Origin of the sequence: Burkholderia sp. MSMB1588 (genome assembly GCF_001546925.1) — a bacterium.
In the GTDB taxonomy this organism is placed as follows: Bacteria; Pseudomonadota; Gammaproteobacteria; order Burkholderiales; family Burkholderiaceae; genus Burkholderia; species Burkholderia humptydooensis.
The window spans coordinates 2390430-2410296 of record NZ_LNJS01000001.1 but is presented as its reverse complement, the minus strand read 5'-3'; the positions used below and the strand labels follow the sequence as shown (position 1 = coordinate 2410296).

General features: G+C 69.3%; 17 protein-coding genes. 12 read left to right on the top strand and 5 right to left on the bottom strand.

The window, feature by feature from the left end; all coding sequences use genetic code 11:
* Positions 1-7: 7 nt before the first annotated feature.
* The 5 genes from iscA to iscX all read left to right on the top strand — a co-directional run bounded on the left by iscA (position 8) and on the right by iscX (position 3563).
* Positions 8-331 (top strand): iron-sulfur cluster assembly protein IscA, encoded by a 324-nt coding sequence (iscA, locus tag WS92_RS22665; RefSeq protein ID WP_006025955.1) that lies wholly within the window; start codon positions 8-10, stop codon positions 329-331.
* Between the two features lie 115 nt (positions 332-446).
* Entirely contained in the window at positions 447-974 is a 528-nt protein-coding gene (gene hscB, locus WS92_RS22660; protein WP_059929259.1) for a Fe-S protein assembly co-chaperone HscB, read from the top strand.
* A gap of 58 nt (positions 975-1032) precedes the next feature.
* Positions 1033-2901, top strand: a complete 1869-nt coding sequence (hscA, locus tag WS92_RS22655; RefSeq protein ID WP_059929256.1) for a Fe-S protein assembly chaperone HscA — start codon at positions 1033-1035, stop codon at positions 2899-2901.
* A 92-nt stretch (positions 2902-2993) separates the two neighbouring features.
* Positions 2994-3335 carry an ISC system 2Fe-2S type ferredoxin gene (gene fdx, locus WS92_RS22650; RefSeq protein WP_059929254.1) on the top strand — a complete coding sequence of 114 codons (342 nt, stop codon included), beginning with the start codon at positions 2994-2996 and terminating at the stop codon, positions 3333-3335.
* A gap of 18 nt (positions 3336-3353) precedes the next feature.
* On the top strand, positions 3354-3563 hold the full coding sequence (iscX, locus tag WS92_RS22645) for a Fe-S cluster assembly protein IscX (RefSeq protein WP_015601144.1): 210 nt from the start codon (positions 3354-3356) through the stop codon (positions 3561-3563).
* A 170-nt stretch (positions 3564-3733) separates the two neighbouring features.
* Here iscX and WS92_RS22640 read toward each other — a convergent pair whose 3' ends face one another.
* From WS92_RS22640 to WS92_RS22620, 5 genes are all read right to left on the bottom strand, one after another.
* Positions 3734-4462, bottom strand: coding sequence for a glycine zipper 2TM domain-containing protein (locus WS92_RS22640; RefSeq protein WP_059929250.1), 729 nt, complete (start codon positions 4460-4462; stop codon positions 3734-3736).
* A gap of 341 nt (positions 4463-4803) precedes the next feature.
* The gene (gene lysS / locus WS92_RS22635) at positions 4804-6330 is read right to left on the bottom strand and encodes a lysine--tRNA ligase (protein WP_006025961.1); all 1527 of its coding nucleotides are present in this window, start codon (positions 6328-6330) and stop codon (positions 4804-4806) included.
* A gap of 95 nt (positions 6331-6425) precedes the next feature.
* Positions 6426-7454 carry a peptide chain release factor 2 gene (gene prfB, locus WS92_RS22630; RefSeq protein WP_162486750.1) on the bottom strand — a complete coding sequence of 343 codons (1029 nt, stop codon included), beginning with the start codon at positions 7452-7454 and terminating at the stop codon, positions 6426-6428.
* A gap of 258 nt (positions 7455-7712) precedes the next feature.
* Complete coding sequence (gene recJ, locus WS92_RS22625; RefSeq protein WP_059929247.1) at positions 7713-9407, bottom strand: single-stranded-DNA-specific exonuclease RecJ; 1695 nt, start codon at positions 9405-9407, stop codon at positions 7713-7715.
* A 15-nt stretch (positions 9408-9422) separates the two neighbouring features.
* On the bottom strand, positions 9423-10499 hold the full coding sequence (locus tag WS92_RS22620) for a hypothetical protein (protein ID WP_015602068.1): 1077 nt from the start codon (positions 10497-10499) through the stop codon (positions 9423-9425).
* Between the two features lie 400 nt (positions 10500-10899).
* On the opposite strand from WS92_RS22620, the gene WS92_RS22615 reads away from it, so the two are divergent.
* The 7 genes from WS92_RS22615 (at position 10900) to kdsA (ending at position 19854) form a co-directional block, all read left to right on the top strand.
* Positions 10900-12153, top strand: a complete 1254-nt coding sequence (locus WS92_RS22615) for a lipoprotein-releasing ABC transporter permease subunit (protein WP_006025966.1) — start codon at positions 10900-10902, stop codon at positions 12151-12153.
* Entirely contained in the window at positions 12146-12895 is a 750-nt protein-coding gene (gene lolD, locus WS92_RS22610) for a lipoprotein-releasing ABC transporter ATP-binding protein LolD (protein ID WP_045554832.1), read from the top strand. The genes WS92_RS22615 and lolD overlap by 8 nt, the downstream gene beginning before the upstream one ends.
* 4 nt (positions 12896-12899) lie before the next feature.
* A complete protein-coding gene (locus WS92_RS22605; protein WP_059929244.1) occupies positions 12900-13688 on the top strand; it encodes a TatD family hydrolase in 789 nt (262 codons plus the stop codon).
* A 53-nt stretch (positions 13689-13741) separates the two neighbouring features.
* Positions 13742-16309 carry a DNA internalization-related competence protein ComEC/Rec2 gene (locus WS92_RS22600; protein ID WP_059929241.1) on the top strand — a complete coding sequence of 856 codons (2568 nt, stop codon included), beginning with the start codon at positions 13742-13744 and terminating at the stop codon, positions 16307-16309.
* Positions 16310-16345: 36 nt separating this feature from the next.
* Complete coding sequence (locus tag WS92_RS22595; protein WP_059929238.1) at positions 16346-17173, top strand: alpha/beta fold hydrolase; 828 nt, start codon at positions 16346-16348, stop codon at positions 17171-17173.
* 168 nt (positions 17174-17341) lie between these two features.
* Positions 17342-19003: a CTP synthase gene (locus tag WS92_RS22590; protein WP_006025971.1), complete on the top strand. Its 1662-nt coding sequence runs from the start codon at positions 17342-17344 to the stop codon at positions 19001-19003.
* Complete coding sequence (gene kdsA, locus WS92_RS22585; protein WP_006025972.1) at positions 19000-19854, top strand: 3-deoxy-8-phosphooctulonate synthase; 855 nt, start codon at positions 19000-19002, stop codon at positions 19852-19854. The genes WS92_RS22590 and kdsA overlap by 4 nt, the downstream gene beginning before the upstream one ends.
* Positions 19855-19867 lie beyond the last annotated feature (13 nt).

Genomic DNA, 19867 nt, shown 5'->3' with positions numbered 1-19867 from the left:
GACATTTATGGCTATCACACTGACCGAAAAGGCTGCGCAACATGTGCAGAAGTATCTGACGCGGCGCGGCAAGGGGCTGGGCCTGCGGCTCGGCGTGCGCACGACCGGCTGCTCGGGCCTTGCGTACAAGCTCGAGTACGTCGACGAGCTCGCCCCCGAGGATCAGATGTTCGAAAGCCACGGCGTGAAGGTCTTCGTCGATCCGAAAAGTCTTGCGTACATCGACGGCACGGAGCTCGACTTCGCGCGCGAAGGGTTGAACGAGGGGTTCAGGTTCAACAATCCAAACGTGAAGGACGAGTGCGGCTGCGGCGAATCGTTCCGCGTGTGACGGCGCTCCGCGCGAGGCGGGCAAGAGGCGGCGCGGGCCGCCTTTTTAATGGGCGGCACTTCGGTCGACGTCGTGCCGCAGTCGACAACGAGTTGAGCGCGAGAGCGACTACGCGATGGTTTCGCTGAAGGACAGCCACTTCGATCTCTTTCATTTGCCGGCGCAATTCGCGCTCGACGAGCCCACGCTCGACGCCGCGTACCGCGCCGTGCAATCGCAGGTGCACCCGGATCGCTTCGCCGCGGCGGGCGACGCGCAAAAGCGCATCGCGATGCAATGGGCGACGCGCGCGAACGAGGCGTACCAGACGCTGCGCGATCCGCTCAAGCGGGCGACGTACCTGCTGCATCTGCGCGGCGTCGACGTCGGCGCGGAGGACAACACGGCGATGGAGCCGGCGTTCCTGATGCAGCAGATGGAGTGGCGCGAGCGCATCGAGGATGCGGCGGCCGCGAAGAACGTCGGCGAGCTCGCCGCGCTCCTCGCCGAATTGCACGACGATCGGCGCGCGCGCCTCGCGAAGCTGGGCGCGCTGCTCGACAGCGGCTCGGACCAGGGCGCGGCCGAGGCTGTGCGGCAACTGATGTTCGTCGAGCGCGTGTCGGCCGAGATCGGCGCTCAGATCGAGCGCCTCGAACACTAACCGCGCGCGTGACGCACGCGATGCAAGCGGGGCTTCGGCCCTCATCGAACACACAGAGATGGCTTTACTGCAAATTTCCGAACCCGGCATGGCGCCCGCGCCGCATCAGCGGCGCCTCGCCGTCGGCATCGACCTCGGCACGACGAATTCGCTCGTCGCAGCGGTGCGCAACAGCATTCCGGAAGCGCTGCCCGACGACGCGGGCCGCGTGCTGCTGCCGTCCGTCGTCCGCTATCTGGAGAAGGGCGGCCGCCGGATCGGTCATGCCGCGAAGGAAGAGGCGGCGATCGATCCGCGCAACACGATCGTGTCGGTCAAGCGCTTCATGGGGCGCGGCAAGGCGGAAGTCGAGGGCGCGGCGAACGCGCCGTACGAATTCGTCGACGCGCCCGGCATGGTGCAGATCCGCACGGTCGACGGCGTGAAGAGCCCGGTCGAGGTATCGGCGGAAATTCTCGCGACGCTGCGGCAACGCGCCGAGGATTCGCTCGGCGACGACCTAGTCGGCGCGGTGATCACGGTGCCCGCGTATTTCGACGATGCGCAGCGCCAGGCGACGAAGGACGCCGCGCGGCTCGCGGGCCTGAACGTGCTGCGCCTGTTGAACGAGCCGACCGCGGCCGCGATCGCGTACGGGCTCGACAACGGCGCTGAGGGCCTCTACGCGGTCTACGACCTCGGCGGCGGCACGTTCGACCTGTCGATCCTGAAGCTCACGAAGGGCGTGTTCGAGGTGCTGGCGGCAGGCGGCGATTCCGCGCTCGGCGGCGACGATTTCGATCACCTGCTGTTCGCGCACGTGCTCGCGCAGGCCGGCCTCGACGCGGCCGCGCTCGCGCCCGAGGACGTGCGCCTGCTGCTCGATCGCGTGCGCGGCGCGAAGGAGGCGCTGTCGGCCGCGCAGCAGGCGCGCCTCGGCGTGAAGCTGTCGACGGGCGAAAAGCTCGCGCAGACGATCACGCGCGACGCGTTCGCCGCGCTCGTCGAGCCGCTCGTGCAGCGCACGCTTGCGCCCACCCGCAAGGCGCTGCGCGACGCGCAGGTGAGCGCGGCCGACATCAAGGGCGTCGTGCTCGTCGGCGGCGCGACGCGCATGCCGGTGATCCGGGACGCGGTCGCGAAGCATTTCGGCCAGCCGCCGCTCGTCAATCTCGATCCGGACCAGGTCGTGGCGCTCGGCGCGGCGATCCAGGCGGATCTGCTCGCGGGCAACCGCAGCGGCGGCGACGACTGGCTGCTGCTCGACGTGATTCCGCTGTCGCTCGGCGTCGAGACGATGGGCGGCCTTGTCGAGAAGATCATTCCGCGCAACTCGACGATTCCCGTCGCGCGCGCGCAGGAATTCACGACGTTCAAGGACGGCCAGACCGCAATGGCGATCCACGTCGTGCAGGGCGAGCGCGAGCTCGTCGCCGATTGCCGGTCGCTCGCGCGCTTCGAGCTGCGCGGCATTCCGCCGATGGCGGCGGGCGCCGCGCGGATTCGCGTGACCTATCAGGTCGACGCGGACGGTCTGCTGTCGGTGTTCGCGCGCGAGCAGCACTCGGGCGTCGAGGCGTCGGTCGTCGTGAAGCCGTCGTACGGCCTCGGCGACGACGACATTGCGCGCATGCTCGAAGACAGCTTCAAGACGGCCGAAGTCGACATGCGCGCGCGCGCGCTGCGCGAGGCGCAGGTCGAGGCGCAGCGCCTCGTCGAGGCGACGGAGGCGGCGCTCGCCGCCGACGGGGATCTGCTCGACGTGAGCGAGCGCGCGATGGTCGACGGACTCGTCGCGTCGCTGCGCGCGGCCGCGCCGGGCGACGATGCGAATGTGATCGACGCGGCGACGAAGGCGCTCGCCGAGGGTACCGACGAATTCGCCGCGCGCCGGATGGACAAGAGCATCAAGCGGGCGCTCGCCGGCCGCAAGCTCGACGAGATCTGAATGCGAATCGCGCCGTGCGGCCGACCGGCCGCCAGCGCGGCGATGGACGGCGCGGCAGCGGGCCGCGCACTGGTTGAACGAACGGAACGAACATGCCTCAACTCGTAGTACTGCCGCACGTCGAATTGTGCCCGGACGGCGCGGTGATCGATGCCGTGCCCGGCAAGAGCATCTGCGACAACCTGCTCGACAACGGTGTGGAGATCGAGCATGCGTGCGAGAAGTCGTGCGCGTGCACGACGTGCCACGTGATCATTCGCGAAGGCTTCAACGAGCTCGATCCGTCCGAGGAGGACGAGGACGATCTGCTCGACAAGGCGTGGGGCCTCGAGCCGACGTCGCGCCTGTCGTGCCAGGCGATCGTGAAGGAGGGCGTGGATCTGGTCGTCGAGATTCCGAAGTACTCGATCAACCACGCGAAGGAAAATCACTGACGACGAGGAGGTTCGACGATGAAATGGACCGATTCCCGCGAGATCGCGATTGCGCTCGCGGACAAGCATCCGGATGTCGACCCGAAGCGGATCAATTTCGTCGATTTGCGGCAGTGGGTGCTGGAACTGGATGGCTTCGACGACGATCCGGGCCATTCGGGCGAGAAGATTCTCGAGGCGATCCAGGCGCACTGGCTCGACGAATCGGACTTCGACGACGAGGATTGACGCGGCGCATCCGGCCGCGCCGGCGCGGCAATGTCGCGCCGGGGTGACGATGCGGCGACGCGAAGCCTCCTGCAAGCGTTCGAAGGAAATTCAGGGAAAAACGGCTCGTGAAGCAATCACGAGCCGTTTTTTTGTGTCCGGCAGGCGGCGGGGCACGGAGGCCGCTCGCGTCACGCGCCGACGAGCGTGCCGTTCTCGATGCGCACGCGCTGGCCTTGGCCGAACGGCGGCGGGTTGTGGTACGTGAACGTGCGCGTCGAGCCGTCCTGCATCTGCACCTGAACCTGATAGTCGGTTTCGCTGCGGACCTGCTTCTCGACCGCGTTGCCGGCGAGACCGCCGCCCAGCGCGCCCAGGATCGTCATCGCGGTGCGGCCGTTGCCGCGGCCGAACTGGTTGCCGACGAGGCCGCCCGCGGCCGCGCCGCCGATCGCGCCGATCCCGGAGCTCGTGCCCGCCGTGCGCACCGGCACGATCGCGGCGACGGTGCCGCAGCTCGCGCAGTACTGCGATTGCTGCTGTTGTTGCGGATACGGCTGCTGCGCATATTGCGGCGGCTGCGGCGCCGAGGACGTCTTGTGATGATGGCGCGTCGTCTGATGCGAGGCCGGCTTCGGCGCGGCCTGCGCGACCGCCTGCTGCTGCTGGGCCGCCTGTTGCTGCGCGGCTTGCGCGGCGAGCGCGGCGCTTGCCGCGGCGGCCGTGTCGACGGCCGGCTGCGACGCGATCAGCGCGGCCTGCGTCTGCGGGTTCTGCGCGTCGACGCTGCTCGCCTTCGGGAACACGCCCGTGATGGCCGCCGTCGCGGCGAGGCTCGCGATGATGACGGCGCCCGCGGCCGTCGCGACGAGCGGATGGAGGCGCTGCCGTTGTTGCGTGGTGGTGTTCTGGTTGTCCATTTTCGACTCTCCTGGCGCACACGGTGGTGCGTTATTTTCTGGAGCTAGTGTCGATCAAACGCCCTCGGCGCGCCGTTTCAAGTTGTAACGATTCGCTGCGCTAACTTGCGTGTCAAACACGGTCAAATGCCCGCTCGCGCAAGCGGCGCAAAGGCTGCGTGAAGAAGGGGACGGAAGAGAGGGGCGGCGCGGCGGCCGGGATTTACGGGCGGTTACAAAGCAGGCGAGGCTTGCCGCCGTTCGCCGCCCCGCCCGCCGTCGCCCGCGAAAGCAGGCTGAAGCAGGCTGAAGCAGGCGAAAGGCGGACGAAAGCGGAAGAAAGGCGGACGCTTCGCGCGAACTCAGTCCTCGCGGCGCAGGTGCGGGAACAGCAGCACGTCGCGGATCGTCGGGCTGTCGGTGAGCAGCATCACGAGACGGTCGATGCCGATCCCGCAGCCGCCTGTCGGTGGCATCCCGTATTCGAGCGCGCGGATGTAATCGGCGTCGAAGAACATCGCTTCCTCGTCACCCGCGTCTTTCTGCTCGACCTGCTTCTTGAAGCGCGCGGCCTGGTCTTCGGGATCGTTCAGCTCCGAGAAGCCGTTCGCGATTTCGCGGCCGGTGATGAAGAGCTCGAAACGCTCGGTGATGCCCGTCACCGTGTCCGATTCGCGCGCGAGCGGCGACACTTCGATCGGGTAGTCGATGATGAAGGTCGGCTCCCACAGTTGCGCTTCCGCGGTTTCCTCGAAGAGCGCGAGCTGCAGCGCGCCGATGCCGGCGTTCAGGAACGCCGGCTGCGTGACGTCGACGCCGAGGCGCTTCAGTTCGCTGCGCAGGAACGCGTCGTCCGACAACTGGCCGTCCGTGTAATTCGGCGCGTACTTCCGGATCGCCTGCGTGATCGTCAGGCGATGGAACGGCTTCGCCAGATCGAGCTCGCGGCCCTGGTACTGGATCGTCGCGGTGCCGAGCGCGTCGACGGCCGCCTGGCGGATCAGGCGCTCGGTGAAATCCATCAGCCAGCGGTAGTCGGTGTACGCGGCGTAGAACTCCATCATCGTGAATTCCGGATTGTGGCGCGGCGACACGCCTTCATTGCGGAAATTCCGGTTGATCTCGAACACGCGCTCGAAGCCGCCGACGATGAGGCGCTTCAGGTAAAGCTCGGGCGCGATGCGCAGGAACATCTGCATGTCGAGCGCGTTGTGATGCGTGACGAACGGCTTCGCGGCCGCGCCGCCCGGGATCGGGTGCAGCATCGGCGTCTCGACTTCCATGAACTCGGCGTCGCTCATGAACTTGCGGATCGACGCGATCGCCTTCGTGCGCGCGCGGAACGTCGCGCGCGTCTCGGGCGTGACGATCAGGTCGACGTAGCGCTGGCGATAGCGCGTTTCCTGGTCGGCGAGGCCGTGGAACTTGTCGGGCAGCGGGCGCAGCGCCTTCGTGAGCAGCCGCAGCTCCGTGCACTTCACCGACAGCTCGCCCTTGTTCGTGCGGAACAGCACGCCGCGCGCGGCGACGATGTCACCCAGGTCCCACTTCTTGAACGCGTCGTAGGTCTCGGCGCCGACGTCGGCGGGCGTCACGAAGAACTGGATCTGACCCGAGCCGTCCTGCACCGTCGCGAAGCTCGCCTTGCCCATCACGCGCTTGAGCATCATCCGGCCGGCGATCGCGACTTCGAGCGGCTTCGCCTCGAGCGCTTCCTTGTCGGCATCCGCGTATTCGGTCTGCAGATCGGCCGCGCGGTGCGTCGGCTGGAAGTCGTTCGGATAGGCGATGCCTTGGTCGCGCAGCGCGCGCAGCTTGTCGCGGCGTTCCGCGACGATCTGGTTTTCGTCCGCTGCGACAGCGGCCTGCGGTTGGGTCGGTTCGGTCATGATGGTCGGGTTCGATGGTGATGCGGCAGCGGGGCGCGGTGCGGCGCGCAACCGGCGCGCGGGCCGGCTTCGCGCCGCGCCCGCGCGAGGAGCGCTTACACGCCCTGTTTGAGGCTCGCGCTGATGAAGTCGTCGAGGTCGCCGTCGAGGACGGCTTTCGTGTTGCTCATTTCGACGTTCGTGCGCAGATCCTTCACGCGGCTCTGGTCGAGCACGTACGAGCGGATCTGGTGGCCCCAGCCCACGTCGGTCTTGCTCGATTCGAGCTTGTCCTGCTCGGCCTGGCGCTTGCGCAGCTCGGCTTCGAAGAGGCGCGACTTCAGCATCGCCATCGCTTCCGCGCGGTTGCGGTGCTGCGAGCGGTCGTTCTGGCACTGGACGACGATGCCCGTCGGCATGTGCGTGATCCGCACGGCCGAGTCGGTCTTGTTGATGTGCTGACCGCCCGCGCCCGACGCGCGGTAGGTGTCGATGCGCAGGTCGGCCGGGTTGACCTCGACTTCGATCGAGTCGTCGATCTCCGGGTACACGAACACCGACGAGAACGACGTGTGGCGGCCGCCCGACGAATCGAACGGCGACTTGCGCACGAGGCGGTGGATGCCCGTTTCGGTGCGCAGGTAGCCGTACGCGTATTCGCCCGAGACCTTGATCGTCGCGTTCTTGATGCCGGCGACGTCGCCGTCGGACTCTTCGAGCACCTCGGCCTTGAAGCCCTTGCGCTCGCAGTAGCGCAGGTACTGGCGCAGCAGCATCGACGCCCAGTCGCACGCCTCGGTGCCGCCCGCGCCCGCCTGGATGTCGATGAAGCAGTTGTTCGGATCGGCCGGGTTCGAGAACATCCGGCGGAATTCGATGTCGGCGACGCGCGCCTCGAGCTTCGCCGCGTCGGATTCCGTCGCGACGAGCGTGTCCTCGTCGCCTTCCTCGTGCGCGAGATCGAACAGATCCTGCGCGTCGCGCAGGTCGTTATCGAGCTCGGTCAGCGTCGTGACGACGCTCTCGAGCGACTTCTTCTCGCGGCCGAGCGCCTGGGCGTTCTTCGAGTCGTTCCAGACGTTCGGATCTTCGAGTTGCTTGTTGACTTCGACTAGACGTTCGGACTTGACGTCGTAGTCAAAGATACCCCCGTAGCTCGCCTGCGCGCCGGCGCAGGTCCGCGAGGGAGCTTTCGATCGCGTTCAGACGTTCCGCTTCCATGATCTTGTTCGCTTTTGATGCTTCGTGAAAAGGGGAAATTATAGCCGATCGGGGGAGGCGGCCGGTACGGCGCCGGGCGGGCGGCCGCGCGCGGCGCGGGGGCGGGACGCGCGGATTCGGGGCGTCAGGAATCCGCGACGGATCGGCGCGCGGCATCGAAGGGCATCGAGCGGCCGCTCGCGTTACGCCGCGTGCTCGACGATCAACTGCACGCGCGTCATCCCGTTCCACGTGTCGCTCGCAAGCCGGAACGCGACCGTCGCGCGCGCGGGCAGCGGCTCCGCATGGTTGAACCAGATCGCGTTGAAGCGCTGGCGGCCGCGCATCAATTGCAGCTTCAGGTGCTTGTCCTTGACGAGCGCCTGCGACGCGACGTCGAATTCGCCGGAGAAGAGCGGCGCCGGGAAGCCCTGGCCCCAGACGGCGGCATCGAGCAGCTCGACGACCTGCGGCGTGAAGTACGCGTCCTCGAGATCGCCGTCCGTCTCGATCACGCGCGCGAGCGCGTCGTCGGTCAGCCATTCGCGCGCGACCGCCTCGAACGCGGCGGCGAAGCGCGGCACGTTTCCGGTGTCGAGCGTGACGCCCGCCGCCATTGCGTGGCCGCCGAACGTGACGATCAGATCGGGCTCGCGCTTCGAGATCAGGTCGATCGCGTCGCGCAGATGGAAGCCGGGGATCGAGCGGCCGGAGCCCTTCACGCGCGCGCCGCCGTCGTCCGCGTGCGCGAACGTGAACGCCGGCCGGTGGAAGCGCTCCTTCAGCCGCCCCGCGACGATCCCGATCACGCCCTGGTGCCATTCGGGATTGAAGAGCGTGATCGTCGCCGCTTCGGCGGGATCGACCGATGCGAGATCGGCGAGCGCCTGCTGCTGCATGCCGGCCTCGATCTCGCGCCGCTCGCGGTTCATCGCGTCGAGCTGCTGCGCGAGCTCCCACGCGCGGCCGATGTCGTCGGTCGTCAGGCATTCGATGCCGAGCGACATGTCCGACAGGCGGCCCGCCGCGTTCAGGCGCGGGCCGAGGCCGAAGCCGAGATCGAAGCCCGATGCGCTGCGCGCGTCGCGCGCGGCCGCTCGAAAGAGCGCCGCGACGCCGGGCTGCATCCGTCCGTTGCGAATCCGCTGCAGGCCCTGCGCGACGAGCACGCGATTGTTGCCGTCGAGGCGCACGACGTCGGCCACCGTGCCGAGCGCGACGAGGTCGAGGAGGCCGTCGAGCCGAGGCTCGGGGCGGCGCTCGCCGAACGCGCCGCGCGCGCGCAGCTCGGCGCGCAGCGCGAGCAGCACGTAGAACATCACGCCGACGCCCGCGATGTGCTTGCTCGGGAATGCGCAGCCGGGCTGGTTCGGATTGACGATCGCGCGCGCGGCGGGCAGCGTGTCGCCGGGCAGGTGGTGATCGGTGACGAGCACGTCGATGCCGCGCTCGTTCGCGGCCGCGACGCCGTCGACGCTCGCGATTCCGTTGTCGACGGTGATCAGCAGATCGGGCTTTCTCGCGGCCGCGAGCTCGACGATCTCGGGCGTGAGCCCGTAGCCGTATTCGAAGCGGTTCGGCACGAGGTAGTCGATCTTCGCGCCGAACATCCGCAGGCCGCGCACGGCGACCGCGCAGGCGGTCGCGCCGTCGCAGTCGTAATCGGCGACGACGAGCATCTTGCGGCCGACTTCGAGCGCATCGGCGAGGAGCGCGGCGGCATCCGCGCAGCCCTTCAACTGCGCGGGGGGCGCGAGGCGCGACAGCGCGGTCTCGACGTCGGCGGGCGACGCGATTCCGCGCGCCGCGTACAGGCGGGCGAGCACGGGGTGCAGCCCGTGGCGGGCGAGCGCGTCGAGCGCGGCGGGGACGGCTAGGCGGGTGACGATGCGGGTCATGCGAAACGGTTGTCGTTATTCGAACAGGGAGGCGAGCGCGCGGCGGCGCCAGAACTTGCGCAGGTCGCCGCGCGTCGCGGCGAGCGTCGCGGCGCTCGTGTCGCCGCACAGCGTGAGCGCGAGCTCGCCGATGCGGCCTCGCGCGAGCGCGTCGAGAGCGGGCGCGAACCAGTCGCGCTCGAGCGCGGCGAGCGCGTCGTGCCAGCGCGCCCAGTCCTGCTCGATGAACGGCGTCGTCAGCGCGTCGAGCTCGACGAGCGTCGCGCCGTCCGGCTGCGACGCGGCGCCGGCTGTGAGCGCGTCGAGCGCGGCGGGCGGCTCGCCTGCGGCCGCGCCCGCGGCGAGGGCGAGCCCGCGGGCGGCCGGCGAGCGCGACAGCACGCGCGCGAACGGACGTGTCACGGGCTTCATCGCGCCTTGCGCATGGAACCAGATCGAATTGACGGCCGGGTAGCCGCGCGCCTCGCGCGCCTCGTTGACGGGATGCCGGAACCAGGCCATCTGCACTTCGTTCTGCAGCTTCATCCACGCGCGTGAGCGTTCGCCCGTCTGCGTCTCGTGCGGCAGCCAGATCTCGATGTTGCGGCCGCTCGCGCGCAGCGGCGCGGCGCCCGCGAGGCCGGCGAGCTGCGGGCTCGACAGATACCAGCGCGACGCGCGCGGCGCCTGCACCTTCACGCCGAGCTCCTCGATCAGCGGACGCGCGCTGTCGAGGAGTGCGGCGGCTTCGTCGTCGCCGATCTCAAGCGATGCGGGATCGATCAGCACGAGATGGTCGGTCGCGATCCGCACGTGCACGGGCTCGACGCACGCCCACGTGTCGCCGCCGGGCGCGCCGCCGTCGGCCATGAGCATGTACGGCGCGAGCGGCGCGTCGTCGGCGTCGTCGGCAATCGCGCCGAACCGGCGCGCGAGCCAGCGCTCGTGCGGCAGCGTGCGCTGGAAGTCTTCGCCGACCGTGTGCTCGACGAGCCGCGCGCGGGCGACGAGCTTCGCGAGCGCGGGGCTGTCGAGCGTATGGAGGGAAGACGCGGCGTCGGCGGCCGACGGCAGCGCGAAGGGCACGAGGAAATGAAGACGTTGGGCACGCATGATGGTGCGCATTGTAGGCCAAACGGCAAGGCCGGTCGCCGACGGCGCGCTGCGAGCCGGACGCGCGGCGCGAGGGGGCGGGTGGGTAAAATTGTCGACCGGCGCCGCGCGCGTCGTGAGCGTGGACATCGTGCGTGCCGCTCGCCGGCGAGCCCGTGGCGCAGCCCATCCGCCGGCCGGCCGACGATGCATCGATCGTGCCCGGGCGCGGGGGCGACCGATCGCGGATCGCCGCTGCATGCGCTGTTGCGTGTGCAGCCCGAACGCGTTTCGCCGATCCGGAACGTTTTCAGGGTCGATTAAGCATTGTGTGGCACACTGCGCGCGTAATCGGGTCCGCCCGGTTCCTGCGCGCGGATTCGCGCGGCGCGCGGCGTCTCAACCAGCAGAAAGGATACGCTTGAAACTTCCGTACGAATGGCAGATCGGCTGGCGCTACACGCGCGCCGGCAAACGCACGACCGGCAACGGCTTCATTTCCTTCATCGCGCTCGTGTCGATGCTCGGGATCGCGCTCGGCGTCGCGGCGCTCATCGTCGTGCTGTCGGTGATGAACGGCTTCCAGAAAGAGGTGCGCGACCGGATGCTGTCGGTGCTCGCGCACGTCGAGATCTTCTCGCCGACGGGCTCGATGCCCGACTGGCAACTGACCGCGAAGGAAGCGCGCCTGAACAAGGCGGTCATCGGCGCGGCGCCGTACGTCGACGCGCAGGCGCTCCTCACGCGCCAGGACGCGGTGAGCGGCGTGATGCTGCGCGGCGTCGAGCCGTCGCTCGAGCCGCAGGTGTCCGACATCGGCAAGGACATGAAGGCGGGCGCGCTCACGGCGCTCGCGCCCGGCCAGTTCGGGATCGTGCTCGGCAACGCGCTCGCGGGCAATCTCGGCGTGGGCGTCGGCGACAAGGTCACGCTCGTCGCGCCGGAGGGCACGATCACGCCGGCCGGGATGATGCCGCGCCTGAAGCAGTTCACGGTGGTCGGCATCTTCGAGTCCGGCCATTACGAATACGACAGCTCGCTTGCGATGATCGACCTCCAGGACGCGCAGGCGCTCTTCAGGCTGCCCGCGCCGACGGGCGTGCGGCTGCGCCTCGCGGACATGCAGCGGGCGCCGCAGGTTGCGCGCGAGCTCGCGCACACGCTGTCGGGCGACCTGTACATCCGCGACTGGACGCAGCAGAACAAGACGTGGTTCTCCGCGGTGCAGATCGAGAAGCGGATGATGTTCATCATCCTGACGCTCATCATCGCGGTCGCGGCGTTCAATCTCGTGTCGTCGCTCGTGATGACGGTGACGAACAAGCAGGCGGACATCGCGATCCTGCGCACGCTCGGCGCGCAGCCGGGCTCGATCATGAAGATCTTCGTCGTGCAGGGCGTGACGATCGGCTTCGTCGGCACCGCGACGGGCGTCGCGCTCGGCTGCCTGATCGCGTGGAGCATTCCGTGGCTCGTCCCGATGATCGAGCATGCGTTCGGCGTGCAGTTCCTGCCGCCGTCGGTGTACTTCATCAGCGAGCTGCCGTCCGAGCTCGTCGCGGGCGACGTGATCAAGATCGGCGTGATCGCTTTCGCGCTGTCCGCGCTCGCGACGCTCTATCCGAGCTGGCGCGGCGCGAAGGTGCGCCCCGCGGAGGCGCTGCGCTATGAATGACCGGGTTTTCGAACAGACGATGAATCAGAACCATCAGGGCGGCGCCGAGCGCGAATGCGTGCTCGAGGCGCACGGAATCACAAAGACGTTCGTGCAGGGCGGCTTCAACGTGCAGGTGCTCGACAACGCGCAGGTATCGGTGCGGCGCGGCGAGAAGCTCGCGATCGTCGGCGCGTCGGGCTCGGGCAAGAGCACGCTGCTGCACGTGCTGGGCGGGCTCGACGAGCCGAGCGCGGGGCAGGTGTCGCTGCTCGGCAAGCCGTTCACGCAGCTTGCCGAGCGCGAGCGCAACGATCTGCGCAACCGCGCGCTCGGCTTCGTCTATCAGTTTCACCATCTGCTGCCGGAGTTCACCGCGCTCGACAACGTGGCGATGCCGCTCAGAATTCGCCGGATGTCGACCGAGGAGGCGCGTCACCATGCGCGCGAGATGCTCGAGCAGGTGGGGCTCGGCGCGCGCGCGAAGCACCGGCCGGGCGAGCTGTCGGGCGGCGAGCGGCAGCGCGTCGCGATCGCGCGCGCGCTCGTCACGAAGCCCGCGTGCGTGCTCGCCGACGAGCCGACGGGCAACCTCGACGGCTCGACCGCCGATCACGTGTTCCATCTGATGCTCGAGCTGTCGAGAACGCTCGACACGAGCTTCGTGATCGTCACGCACGATCCGGATCTCGCCGCGCGCTGCGACCGCATCCTGCGGCTGCGCGACGGCGTGCTGCACGAGGAGCCGGCCGTGCCGGTGTGACGCGATGTGGATCGACACGCATTGCCATCTCGATGCGCCGGAGTTCGACGCCGACCGCGAGGTCGTCGCCGCCGCGGCGCAGGCGGCGGGCGTGTCGCGCATCGTGATTCCGAGCGTCGGGCGGATGAATTTCCCGACGGTGCGCGAGCTCGCGCATGCGACGCGGGGCGCGGTCTACGCGCTCGGCATTCATCCGATGTACACGCCGAATGCGCGCGACGAGGATCTCGACCGGCTGCGGATGGAAATCGAAGCGAGCATCGGCGATCCGCGCTTCGTCGGCATCGGCGAGATCGGTCTCGACTACTTCGTGCCGGGGCTCGACGAGAGCCGGCAGCACTTCTTCTACGACGCGCAGTTGCGGCTCGCGCGCGACTTCGATCTGCCCGTCGTGTGTCACGTGCGCAAGTCGCAGGATCGCGTGCTGGCCGGGCTGCGGCGCGCGGGCGTGCGGCGCGGCATCGCGCATGCGTTCAACGGCAGTTTCCAGCAGGCCGACGCGTATCTCGCGCAAGGGCTCAAGCTCGGTTTCGGCGGCAACGTGACGTTCGGCCGTGCGCGGCAGATCAGGCGGCTCGCCGGGCAACTGCCGCTCGACGCGCTCGTCGTCGAGACCGACGCGCCCGACATTCCTCCCGAATGGCGCTACAGGCAGCGCAACACGCCCGACCAGGTGCCGCGCATCGGCGCCGTGATCGCCGAGCTGCGCGGCATCGATGTCGACGCGCTTTCCCTATCCACTTCGGCTAACGCGCTTGCCGCGCTGCCGCGACTCGCGCTTTCGTCCGCATAATCGATTCGTGACGGACAGGCGTCGCTCGGGCGGCGCGAAAAGACGGAGGCTCGATGCGGGCGAGGTGCGGCGCGTTCGCGCTCGGCGTCGTCGCGCTGCAGCAGCAGGCGGCGTTGCCGGGCGCGGCGGCATGGGCGGGCGGTGTGCTCGCGTTCGGCTTGTGCGTGTGGCTCGCGCTCGCATGGCGCGGCGGCGCGCGTGCGCGCATGCGACTGGCCGGGTTCTGCGCATGCTGCTGCGCGGCGGCGCTCGCGGGCTTCGGCTACGCGGCGGCGCGCGCTCAGTGGCGGCTCGCCGATGCGCTGCCCGCGCCGTGGGAAGGGCGCGACATCGTCGTGACGGGCGCCGTGCGCGGACTGCCGTCGCGCGATGCGAACGGCACGCGTTTCCTGCTCGACGTCGACGAAAACGATGCAGGCATCGCGCGGTTTCCAGCGACGCTATCGCTTGCGTGGTACGCGTTCGGCCGCGCGGCCGCGTCGCCGCCCGAGTTCGTGCCGGGCGACCGATGGCGGTTGCGCGTGCGTCTGAAGCGCCCGCACGGCGAGGCGAATTTCGGCGTGCGCGACGCGGAGGCGGCGTGGCTCGCGCGCGGCATCCGGGCGCTTGGCTACGTGTCGGCGCCGCACGATGCGCGGCGGCTCGCGGGGCGCGTGCCCGGCATCGCGGCCGTGATCGACCGGTTGCGCGCGCGCCTGCGCGGGCGCATCGCCGATGCGCTCGGCGATGCCGCGCATCGCGGGATCGTCGTCGCGCTCGCGATCGGCGCGCAGGACGACATCGCCGACGATGACCGGCGCATCCTGCGCGATACCGGCACGAGCCATCTCGTCGCGATTTCCGGGCTGCACGTCGGGATGGTCGGCGGCCTGTGCGCGTGGCTCGCGGGCGGGTTCTGGCGCCGCTCGGGCTATGTCGGGCGCAACTGGCCGCTCGTCGTGTCCGCGCAGAAAGTCGCGGCGCTCGGCGCGATCGCCGGCGGCGCCGGCTATGCGGCGCTCGCGGGCTTCAACGTGCCCGCGCAGCGCGCGTGGTGGATGCTCGCCGCCGCGGGCGTCGCGCATCTCAGCGGGCGGTCGCTCGCGCCTTCGTCGGTGCTGGCGGCGGCGCTCGGCTGCGTGCTGCTCGTCGATCCGTGGGCGGTGACGTCGGCGGGGTTCTGGCTGTCGTTCTGCGCGGTCGCGGCGATCCTGTTCGTGTCGTCGGGGCGAAGCGCTGCACGCGACGCATGCGACGCCCGCGACATCGTCGGTGCGCACGACCTGCGCCGCCTGATCGAAGGCGCAGGGGGCGAACGCATGTCGCCGTCGTCGCATCGCGAGCGGTGGCGTGCCGCGCGCGGGCGGGCGTGGATCGCGGCGTGGACGGGAGCGAGGCGGGCGGCAGGGCGGCTCGTTCAGCGCTTGCGCGATGCCGCGCGGGCGCAGTTCGCGGTGACGATCGCGCTCGCGCCGCTTACCGTGCTGTGGTTCGCGCAGATCCCGCTCGCCGGCCCGCTCGCGAACGCGTTCGCGATTCCGTGGGTCGGCTCGCTCGTCACGCCGATCGTGCTCGCGGGCGTCGTGCTGCCCGCGCCGCTCGACGCTTCGGCATACGCGCTCGCGCATGCGCTCGTCGCAACGCTGATGCGGCTCCTCGATGCGGTTGCCGGCGCGGGGCGCACGGTCTGGATGCTGCCGACGCCGGGCGGCTTCACGCTCGCCACGGCAGCGGTGGGCGTCGTGTGGGCGCTGACGCCGCGCGGCTGGCCGCTGCGCGGTGCGGCGCCGCTCGCGTGGCTGCCGCTTGTCGTGCCGGCGCCGCTCGCCCCGCCCGACGGCGCGTTCCGGCTGACGGCGCTCGACGTCGGCCAGGGTTCCGCTGTGCTGATCGAGACCGCGCGGCATACGCTGTTGTTCGACGCGGGCCCGGGGCCTGAGGCGTCGAACGCGGGCGAACGGATCGTCGTGCCGTTTTTGCGCGCACGGGGCGTGCGCCTGCTCGACGCGCTCGTCGTGAGCCATGCGGATTCGGATCACGCGGGCGGCGCGCCCGCCGTCCTCGAATCGGTCGCGGTCGCGCAGGTGACGGGCGGGCTGCCGCCGCCGAACCGCCTGTGGCGCGTCGCGCGCGCGGCCGGCGTGGCCGACGCGCTGCCGTGCGCGGCGGGGCAGCGCTGGCGTTGGGACGGCGTCGAGTTCGCGACGCTCTGGCCCGCCGGCGGCCCGCGCGCGGGCGGCGCGACGAACGCGCAGTCGTGCGTGCTGCGCGTGTCGGCGGGCGAGCGTGCGGCGCTCCTGACGGGCGACGTCGACGCGCGCTCCGAGCGCGCGCTCGTTGCCGGATCGGGCGGCGCGCTCGCCGCGCAGGTGCTCGTCGTTCCGCACCACGGCAGCCGCACGTCGTCGACCGAGCCCTTCCTCGATTCGGTCGAACCGCGCATTGCCATATTTCAGGTAGGCTACGCCAACAGGTTTCACCATCCGCATCCGACCGTCTGGGCGCGCTATGCGGGACGCGGCATCGAGTTGCCGCGCACCGACCGCGACGGCGCGGTGCGCATCGACATGATGCCGAGCGGCGCGCTTCCCGCGCCGGTACGATACCGGGACGCGCACCGGCGCTACTGGATGGACCGTTGACGCGGTGCGGCGGCTACGACAGGGAGACAGCGTCGTTTGAAGGACATCATCCATTTCTCGCATGCGAACGGCTTTCCGGCGTCCGTCTACCGGACGATCTTCGCCGAGCTCGCGGACGATTACGAATTGCGCTTCATCGAGCGGATCGGCCATGACCGCCGCTTTCCGGTGACGCGCGATTGGCCGCACCTCGTCGAGCAACTGCTCGACGACATCGGCCGCGCGTACGAGCGGCCCGTGTGGCTCGTCGGCCATTCGCTCGGCGGCTATCTGTCGCTGATGGCGGCGCTCAAGCGCCCGCAATGGGTGCGCGGCGTGGTGATGCTCGATTCGCCCGTGATCGCCGGCTGGCGCAGCAGCGCGCTGCGCGTGAGCCAATGGACGGGGCTCGACGAGCGCCTGTCTCCCGCCGCCGCGACGCGCACCCGCCGCGTCCATTGGGCGAGCCGCGACGACGCGTGGCGGCATTTCCGCGCGAAGTCCGCGTTCGCGCGCTGGGACGAGCGGATGCTGTCCGATTACATCGACTACGGCATTCCGCAGACGAGTGCGAAGGGCGAGCGCGCGCTCGCATTCGACCGGCAGATCGAATACATGATCTACCGGACGCTGCCGCACACGCTCGGCCCGCGCCTCGCGCACGGCGCGCCCGTGCCGGTCGGCTTTCTCGCCGGCACGCGCTCGCGCGAGATCCGCCAGATCGGGCTCGCGGCGACGCGCCGGGCCGTGCGCGGCCGGATCGAATGGCTCGAGGGCAGCCATCTCTTTCCGATGGAGCGGCCGCTCGAGACCGCGCGCGCGCTGCAGCGCATGATCAATACGCTGCGCGCGGCGGAAGGCGGCGGCGACGCGCGGCGCGGATGATCGCGGCGGCGCGCGCGGCTTGCGTGCCGCGAGGTGCGGGAAGGAGCGGGATGGCCGGGCGGCGCGGGCGCGCTCGAACCGGACGGGGAAGGGGGGCGATCGAGCGTCGATTGCCGAGTGACGCGCGGCCTTTACGGTATAATCCGTTTTTCCCGCGAGCATCCAGCGATGACCAAATATGTTTTCGTCACCGGCGGCGTAGTTTCCTCCCTCGGCAAGGGCATTGCCGCCGCCTCTCTCGCCGCGATCCTCGAATCGCGCGGTCTCAGAGTCACCCTCCTCAAACTCGATCCTTACATCAACGTCGATCCCGGCACGATGAGCCCGTTTCAGCACGGCGAAGTGTTCGTGACGGAAGACGGCGCGGAGACGGATCTCGACCTCGGCCACTATGAGCGCTTCATCAGCACGAAGATGCGCAAGGCCAACAACTTCACGACCGGCCAGATCTACGAATCGGTGATCCGCAAGGAGCGCCGCGGCGATTACCTCGGCAAGACCGTCCAGGTGATCCCGCACATCACGAACGAGATCCAGGCGTTCATCGAGCGCGGCGCGGCGTCGGCCACCTGCGGCGAGCCGGACGTGGCGATCGTCGAGATCGGCGGCACGGTGGGCGACATCGAGTCGCTGCCGTTCCTCGAGGCGGCGCGCCAGATGAGTCTGCGCCTCGGCCGCAACAGCGCATGCTTCGTTCACCTGACGCTCGTGCCGTTCATCGCGACGGCGGGCGAGCTGAAGACGAAGCCGACCCAGCACAGCGTGCAGAAGCTGCGCGAGATCGGCATTTTGCCGCACGTGCTGCTCTGCCGCGCCGATCGCCCGATCCCCGACGACGAATCGAAGAAGATCTCGCTCTTCTCGAACGTGCCGGAAGACGCGGTGATCTCGGTGTGGGACGTCGACAGCATCTACAAGATTCCGCAGATGCTGCACGACCAGGGGCTCGACCGCATCATCTGCGAGGAACTGCGCCTCGATCCGCAGCCGGCCGACCTGCGCATGTGGGCGGGGCTCGTCGAGAAGCTTCAGAATCCGAAGCACGAGGTGACGATCGGGATGGTCGGCAAGTACGTCGACCTGACGGAGTCGTACAAGTCGCTGATCGAAGCGCTGCGTCATGCGTCGATCCACACGTCGACGAAGGTCAACATCGAGTACATCGATTCGGAAGAGCTCGAGGCGAACGGCACCGCGAGCCTCGCGCATCTCGACGCCGTGCTCGTGCCGGGCGGTTTCGGCCGGCGCGGCACCGAAGGCAAGATCGCGGCCGTGCGCTACGCGCGCGAGGCGAAGGTGCCGTATCTCGGCATCTGCCTCGGCATGCAGCTCGCCGTCATCGAATTCGCGCGGGATGTCGTCGGCCTCAAGCAGGCGAACAGCACCGAGTTCGATTCGAACACGCCGGAGCGCGTCGTCGCGCTGATCACCGAGTGGTACGACCGCGAGGGCAAGGTCGAGAAGCGCACCGAGGAATCCGACCTCGGCGGCACGATGCGGCTCGGCTCGCAGCGCTGCCCGATCAAGCCGGGCACGCTCGCCGAGGAGATCTACGGCAAGGACGTGAACGAGCGCCACCGTCACCGCTATGAAGTCAACAACCGCTTCGTGCCGCAGCTCGAAGCGGGCGGCCTCGTGATCAGCGCGCGCACGCCGAGCGAGGATCTGCCGGAAATGATGGAACTGTCGCGCGGGATGCACCCGTGGTTCGTCGGCGTCCAGTTCCACCCGGAATTCACGTCGACGCCGCGTGACGGCCATCCGCTCTTCAAATCGTTCGTTCAAGCCGCGCTCGCGTGTCAGCAGGCGCGCGCCGGAGCGAAGGCATGAATCTCGCCGGATTCGAAGTCGGCCTCGACAAGCCGTTCTTCCTGATCGCCGGCACCTGCGTCGTCGAATCGGAGCAGATGACGATCGATACCGCGGGCCGGCTGAAGGAGATCTGCGCGAAGCTCGGCGTGCCGTTCATTTACAAGTCTTCGTACGACAAGGCCAATCGCAGTTCGGGCAAGTCGTTTCGCGGGCTCGGGATGGACGCGGGGCTGCGGATTCTCGCCGAGGTGAAGCGCCAACTGAACGTGCCGGTGCTCACCGACGTGCACGAGATCGACGAGATCGCGCCCGTGGCGGCCGTCGTCGACGTGCTGCAGACGCCCGCGTTCCTGTGCCGCCAGACCGATTTCATCCGCGCGTGCGCGCAATCGGGCAAGCCCGTCAATATCAAGAAGGGCCAGTTCCTTGCGCCGCACGACATGAAGAACGTGATCGACAAGGCGCGCGACGCCGCGCGCGAAGCGGGGTTGTCGGAAGACCGCTTCATGGCGTGCGAGCGCGGCGTGTCGTTCGGCTACAACAATCTCGTGTCGGACATGCGGTCGCTCGCGATCATGCGCGAGACGCTCGCGCCCGTCGTGTTCGACGCGACCCACTCGGTGCAACTGCCAGGTGGGCAGGGCACGAGCTCGGGCGGCCAGCGCGAGTTCGTGCCGGTGCTCGCGCGCGCGGCGGTCGCCACGGGCGTCGCGGGGCTTTTCATGGAGACGCACCCGAATCCGGCCGAGGCCAAGTCCGATGGCCCGAACGCGGTGCCGCTCGGCAGGATGGCCGCGCTGCTGGAGACGCTCGTCACGCTCGATCAGGCGGTGAAGCGCGCGCCGTTCCTGGAAAACGATTTCAATTGATGAACTCGGCGGC